The sequence below is a fragment of the Actinomadura rubrisoli genome (genome assembly GCF_004349215.1).
Classification (GTDB): Bacteria; Actinomycetota; Actinomycetes; order Streptosporangiales; family Streptosporangiaceae; genus Spirillospora; species Spirillospora rubrisoli.
Genome location: NZ_SMKU01000460.1, coordinates 1 through 6,107 on the forward strand (window position 1 = coordinate 1; position 6,107 = coordinate 6,107).

Annotated in this window: 6 protein-coding genes; 3 read left to right on the top strand and 3 right to left on the bottom strand. The window is 69.4% G+C overall.

The window, feature by feature from the left end; translation table 11 throughout:
• Positions 1–60: 60 nt before the first annotated feature.
• Positions 61–1,524 carry a flavin-containing monooxygenase gene (locus E1298_RS42830; RefSeq protein WP_131903115.1) on the bottom strand — a complete coding sequence of 488 codons (1,464 nt, stop codon included), beginning with the start codon at positions 1,522–1,524 and terminating at the stop codon, positions 61–63.
• A gap of 81 nt (positions 1,525–1,605) precedes the next feature.
• Between E1298_RS42830 and E1298_RS42835 the strand changes: the two genes are divergently transcribed.
• Complete coding sequence (locus E1298_RS42835; RefSeq protein ID WP_243726182.1) at positions 1,606–2,223, top strand: TetR/AcrR family transcriptional regulator; 618 nt, start codon at positions 1,606–1,608, stop codon at positions 2,221–2,223.
• A gap of 8 nt (positions 2,224–2,231) precedes the next feature.
• Here E1298_RS42835 and E1298_RS42840 read toward each other — a convergent pair whose 3' ends face one another.
• Entirely contained in the window at positions 2,232–2,912 is a 681-nt protein-coding gene (locus E1298_RS42840) for a TetR/AcrR family transcriptional regulator (protein ID WP_131903116.1), read from the bottom strand.
• Between the two features lie 107 nt (positions 2,913–3,019).
• On the opposite strand from E1298_RS42840, the gene E1298_RS42845 reads away from it, so the two are divergent.
• Both E1298_RS42845 and E1298_RS42850 read left to right on the top strand, forming a co-directional pair.
• Positions 3,020–4,129, top strand: coding sequence for a ferritin-like domain-containing protein (locus E1298_RS42845; protein WP_131903117.1), 1,110 nt, complete (start codon positions 3,020–3,022; stop codon positions 4,127–4,129).
• A 75-nt stretch (positions 4,130–4,204) separates the two neighbouring features.
• Positions 4,205–5,068, top strand: coding sequence for an SDR family NAD(P)-dependent oxidoreductase (locus E1298_RS42850; RefSeq protein ID WP_131903118.1), 864 nt, complete (start codon positions 4,205–4,207; stop codon positions 5,066–5,068).
• Between the two features lie 513 nt (positions 5,069–5,581).
• Here the strand turns inward: E1298_RS42850 and E1298_RS48920 are convergent.
• A partial coding sequence (locus E1298_RS48920) for a hypothetical protein (RefSeq protein ID WP_165975934.1) occupies positions 5,582–6,107 on the bottom strand: 526 nt, incomplete at its 5' end.

Sequence of the window (6,107 nt, forward strand, 5' to 3'; positions counted from 1 at the left end):
GAGGTGTATAAGAGCCAGGACGAGTACCTCCTCACCCGCTGAGCGGACGGGCCCGCCCGCTCAGCGGGTGAGGAGGTACTCGTCCGGGTTCGCCTTGCGGGCCCCGGCCCAGAACTCGAAGGTGTGCCCCGGCCACAGCGTGCGGTTCACGCCCTGCGCGTCGAGGTACCAGCTCTGGCAGCCGCCCTCGTTCCACACCGCGCGCCGCAGCCGCTTGTGCATGCGGTCGTTGAAGCGGCGGGACGCCTCCGGCTTCGGCTCGATGGCGTCGGCCCCGCGCTCCTGGAGCAGCCGCAGGCAGCTCAGGACGTGCTGGATCTGCACCTCGATCATGAAGACGACGGAGTTGTGGCCGAGGCCGGTGTTCGGGCCCAGCAGCATGAAGAAGTTGGGCATCCCGGGGATCGTCGTGCCGCGGTGCGCCTCGATGCCGTTCGCCCAGATCTCCTGGAGCTTGACGCCGTCGCGGCCGGTGACGCGCAGGTCGGCGAGGGCGTCGGTCACCTTGAAGCCGGTGCCGTAGATGATGCAGTCGACTTCGTACTCGCGTCCGTCCGCGGTGACGACGGAGTTCTCCCTGACCTCCGCGATTCCGGAGGTCTCCACGTCCACATTGGGGCGGGCGAGTGCCGGGTAGTAGTCGTTCGACAGCAGGACCCGCTTGCAGCCGATGGTGTAGTCGGGGGTCACCTTGGCGCGCAGTTCGGGGTCGGCGATCTGCCTCTTGATGTGCCAGCGGGCGAGCTTCTCCTGCGGGGCGGACAGGCGCGGGTCGATGGTGAATCCGACCGCGCGGGCCTCAAGCGTCCAGTAGATGCCGTTGCGGAAGGCGCGCGCGGCGCCAGGGACCTTCTCGAACGCCGCGCGGACGGGCCCGGGGAACGCGCGGTCGGGCTTCGGCTGGATCCAGGGCGGCGTCCGCTGGAACAGGACGAGGCGGTCGACGTCCTCCGCGATCCGCGGCACGAACTGGATGGCGGACGCGCCCGTCCCGATGACGGCGACGCGCTTGCCGGCGAGGTCGTAGGAGTGGTCCCACTCGGCGGAGTGGAACGTCCTGCCCTGGAACCGCTCGATGCCGGGCAGGTCGGGGAACGAGGGGATGTGCAGGGCGCCGATGCCGGACACGACGGCCTTGGGCCGCAGGACGGTCCCGTCGGCGAGTGCCACGCTCCAGCGCTTGGCCTCGTCGTCGTACTCCATCGTGTCGACGGCGCTGCCGAAGCGGATGTGCTCGCGGACGCGGTACTTGTCAGCGGTGCGCTCCATGTAGGAGCGGATCTCCGGCTGCGGCGCGAACATCCGCGTCCAGCCCGGGTTGAGCTCGAACGAGAAGGAGTACATGTGCGAGGGGACGTCGCACGCGCAGCCGGGGTAGGTGTTGTCGTGCCAGGTCCCGCCGAGGGCGTCGCTCTTCTCCAGCACCACGAAGTCGTGGAATCCGGACCTCTTGAGCCCGATCGCCATGCCGAGCCCGGCGAAGCCGGACCCGATGATGACGATCGCGGGGGTGCGCTCGGTCATAACCATCCTCTCACGTAACCTACTCCTAGTAAGTTACCGGCAGTAGCTTACTGACGATAGGTCCAACAGAGGCGGTTTCCTGTGAGTGACGCCACACCGCGACCCCCGGCCCGCCGGCGGCGCATGTCCCGGGCCGAGCGCGAACGGCAGATGCTGGACGTGGCGGAGGAGGTCTTCGGCGAGCGCGGCTACCAGGCGACCTCCATGGACGAGATCGCCGAGCGCTGCGGCGTGTCCAAGCCGATGCTGTACGAGTACTTCGGCTCCAAGGACGGGCTGCTCCTGGCGTGCGTGGGACGCTCCAAGGCCGAGCTCCTCGACGTCACCCAGAAGGCCATGGCGGGCGCGTCCACCCCCGAGGACATCCTGTGGCGCGGGATGGTCGCCTACTTCGACTTCATCGACGCGCACAGCAAGTCGTTCGCGATGCTGCTGCGCGAGCCGCTGGCCGCGGGCCCCGAGACGATCGAGGCCGTCGAGGCGACCCGGCGGCAGCAGAGCACGTTGATCGCCGGGGTGCTGGCGACGTTCGCGCCGTCCGCGCCCGCCGACGCGATCGACGCCTACACCGAGATCATCATCGGGGCCAGCGAGCGGCTCGCCCAGTGGCGGACGCGTCGTCCCGAGGTGTCGGCACAGGACGCGGCGCGCTACATGACCGACTTCTGCCGGCAGGGCCTCGGCCCCTACTTCGTCTGACGCACGCCTCAGGTTCCGGGACGGGCCGTCCGCGGCAGGGCGTCCAGGGCGCGGATCAGCAGGTCCAGGCCGAACTCGAAGTCGGTCTCGGGGTCGTGCCGGGCCAGCTGGGGGCCGAGCGCGGTCACGTGCGGGAACTCCTCCGGGTCGAGCCTGGCGAAGGACTCGGCGGGCGTCCCCACCAGGTGGTCGAGCATCTTCACCGCGCCGATCTCGCGCATCTGCGTGCCGAGCGCGTAGGCGAGCAGCGCCCGCATGATCCGCACCGACGTCCCGCCGTCGAACCCGGCGGCGCCGGCCAGCGCCAGCGCGCGCTCGGCGGGACGCAACGCGACCGGGGTGTCGATCTTGTGGGTGAGGACGACCGTCATGCAGCGCGGGTACTCGCGCGCGACCGTCCGGAAGGCGCGGACGAGCGCGCGCGCACGGTGCTCCCAGGGCTCGGACGGATCGTCCTCAAGCTCCATCCCCGCCACGACGTGCTCGGCGACGCCCTCCATGAGCGCGCTCTTGTTCGGGACGTGGTTGTACAGCGACATCACCGCGACGCCCAATTCGGCGGCCACCCGGCGCATCGACAGCGCGTCGGCGCCCTCGCGCTCGATCAGCCCGATCGCGGCGCGCACGATGCGCCCGCGCGTCAGGACCGGCCGCGTCTCCGGGGTGCCGGGAATCACATCTCTCGCCATCGGTCGCGCCTCTTCCCACCGTTGACAGCCGTAAGTGCCCCATGACACGGTACGTACAACGTACGTAAGGCGTACATTGTACGTACGCTCCCCGAGGGAGGGGTTCCGTGTCGACCCATGACCTGTACACCGCCCCCGTCGCCACGTCCACCTGGAACGTCCCGCTGGCCGGCGACACCCGGTTCACCTGGGAGTACGACGACGGCCGAGACCGCCTCCTCGCCCTGTACCAGAAGGGCAAGGACAAGCAGTGGGACTCGGTCACGCGGATCGACTGGGATCTGGAGGTCGACCCGCACGACGTCCTCGGCGTCCCCGACCAGTCCCTCGCCATCTACGGGACGCGGTACTGGGACATGCTGAGCGAGAAGGAGCGCGGCGAGCTGCGGCGGCACAGCTCGTCCTGGCAATTCTCGCAGTTCATGCACGGCGAGCAGGGCGCGATGGTCACCGCGGCCCGGATCGTGGAGTCGGTGCCCGACCTGGACGCCAAGCTCTACTCCGCCACCCAGGCGATGGACGAGGCGCGCCACGTCGAGATCTTCACGCGGTTCCTCCAGGAGAAGGTCGGCCTCGTCTACCCGATCAACACCAAGCTGCAGGACCTGCTGAACGAGACGCTCACCGACTCCCGCTGGGACATGCCCTACCTCGGCATGCAGGTGCTCATCGAGGGCCTCGCGCTCGCCGCGTTCGGCGTCATCCGCGACATCACGACCAAGCCCCTCCCCAAGCAGATCCTCGCCTACGTCATGCAGGACGAGGCGCGCCACGTCGCGTTCGGGCGGCTCGCCCTGCGCGACTACTACAAGGAGCTGTCGGCGGCCGAGCGCCGCGAGCGCGAGGACTTCGTCATCGAGGGCTGCCACCTCATGCGCGACCGCATCCGCGGGCGGGAGATCTGGACCAACTTCGGCATCGACCCGAAGGAGGTGGACGAGATGGTGGAGAACTCCCCGTACATGCGGATGTTCCAGAGCCTGCTGTTCAGCCGGATCGTCCCGTGCGTCAAGGACATCGGGCTGTGGAGCGAGCGGATCCAGAGGGCCTACGACGACATGGGCGTCCTGGAGATGTCCAAGGCCGACCTCGACGCGCTCATGGGCCAGGACGAGGAGATCGCCGAGAGGCTCGACACCGAGCGGTTCGCCGCCGAGGAGGCCGAGCGCAAGGCCGAGGTCGACGCGGTCATCGCCGCCGAGACCGCCGCGGGCTGACCGGAAAGCGGCGGTGACCGCCCGTGGACCGCCGCCGCTGAGTACGGTTGGATCATCCCACTCACGGAGGTCTCCATGCCCCTCGCGCACTTCGACGGCGCGCTCGCCGTCGTCACCGGAGCAGGCAGCGGGTTCGGCCGGGCCACGGCGCTCGCCCTCGCCGAGCGCGGCGCGACCGTGATCGCCGCCGATATCGACCTGCCCGCCGCCGAGCGCACCGTCACCCTGGCCAAGACGCTCGGCTCCGGCGGCGCCGCCTACCAGGTGGACGTGTCGGACGCCGCCGCCATGGAGACCTTCGCGGCCGAGGTGAGAAGCGCGCACCGGGTCCCCGACATCCTGGTCAACAACGCCGGGATCGCCGTCGCGGGCCCGTTCCTCGACACCGGCGTCGCCGAATGGGACCGCGTCCTCGGCGTCAACCTGTGGGGCGTCATCCACGGCTCCCGCCTGTTCGGTCGCCAGATGGTGGACCGCGTGAACGCGCTGCCCAACAAGCCCGACAAGCCGAACTTCGGCGGCCACATCGTCAACATCGCCTCCGCCGCCGCGTTCGCGCCCACACGCACGCTGCCCGCCTACTGCACGACCAAGGCGGCCGTCCTCATGCTGAGCGAGTGCCTGCGCGCCGAACTGGCGGGCTCCCGCATCGGCGTCACCGCCGTCTGCCCCGGCTTCGTCAACACCGGCATCGTCAAGAACGGCACCTTCGTGGGCGGCGACCCCGCCGCACAGGAACGGATGCGCACACGCGGCAACAAGGCCCTCCAACTGCGCAACTACCCGCCCGAGAAGGTGGCCGAGCGGATCGTCGACGCCATCGTCAAGAACCGGCCGATGGTCCCGGTCACCTTCGAGGGCCACCTGCTGCGCGCCCTGTCACGGGTCTCCCCGGCCTCCCTGCGCCTCCTGGCCAGAATCCCCATCCCCCAGGCCTAACGCCCCACCGCCGCCCGGCATGAGCCGCCCCCGGCGGCAGACCATCCAGCAAGTCGTCCGGATCGTATTCGGGGCGGGCTCGCGAGGGGCACGGGCCGGGGTGGACGAGTCGTCCGGTGGAACGGTGATCGGTTCTGGGGCGGCGCCATTATCATCGGCGGGCGGCAGCGCTTTAGCCGGGGTGCCCGTGCGGTCATTTGCAGCAGACGCGAACGCATGTGCGAATTTCCGCGCAATGGTCCATGGTCTCGGCACGGAAAGGGCCGCGAAGTGGGGTCCACTTCGCGGCCCGGCGGGCGAGAACCTGTTGCTGACCTGGGCTCACCTCATACCCAGGACACTCCTACCGGTTGGACCGTCACGTCGTCGACATCCTCCTCCCCAGCGCCAGCGCACCGGTCACCGATCACGAGCGGGAGCATGACCGGCGCACTCTCCTCCCCTTTACCCGGACACCTTAGAAGCTGTTGACAGAAAATATGCCATGATCGGCCGATTCAGGTCAGAAATGATTTAGTGGAGCGAGCGGAGCACTTCTCTCGCCGTCCGCATCACCTTCGCCATGCACGCTCCTTCCCGTTCCTCCTGCTCACCCTTGCCCACTGCCTGCTCGCTGTAGCTGACCGTGACCACCACGTTGCGGATCCGCGCGGTCACCACTCCGACGACCGTGGGCTGGCCCTTGTCGACCTTGAACCAGCGGTACGCCTGGTCGCCCATGTCCGGCTGCGGCTCCAGCGTGATCGTCCGTTCCAACTGCGGGGCGCGCGCCTGCGTCCACTGGGCGTTGTAGTAGTCCTGGGCGTTCTTCACCGGGTCCGTGGCACCCATCTGCAGATGCAGGTGCGCCTCGACCCGCAGCCACCGCGCCTCCCGGCCCGGCGCGGTGTAGGTGCACGTGGTCAGCGTGGAGTTGGCGCTCTTGCTCTGCTTCGCGTCCGGGACGATCTGCCGGACGGTGGTGTGCGGAACCATCCCGCACGGCGCGGGCAGCGACCTGATCGGCTGGGCCTGCGCGGGGCCGGGGGCGGGCGCGGGC

Coding starts and splice junctions, on each gene's coding strand:
- E1298_RS42830 (WP_131903115.1), bottom strand. CDS start 1,524: ATGACCGAGCGCACCCCCGCGATCGTCATCATCGGGTCCGGCTTCGCC.
- E1298_RS42840 (WP_131903116.1), bottom strand. CDS start 2,912: ATGGCGAGAGATGTGATTCCCGGCACCCCGGAGACGCGGCCGGTCCTG.
- E1298_RS42850 (WP_131903118.1), top strand. CDS start 4,205: ATGCCCCTCGCGCACTTCGACGGCGCGCTCGCCGTCGTCACCGGAGCA.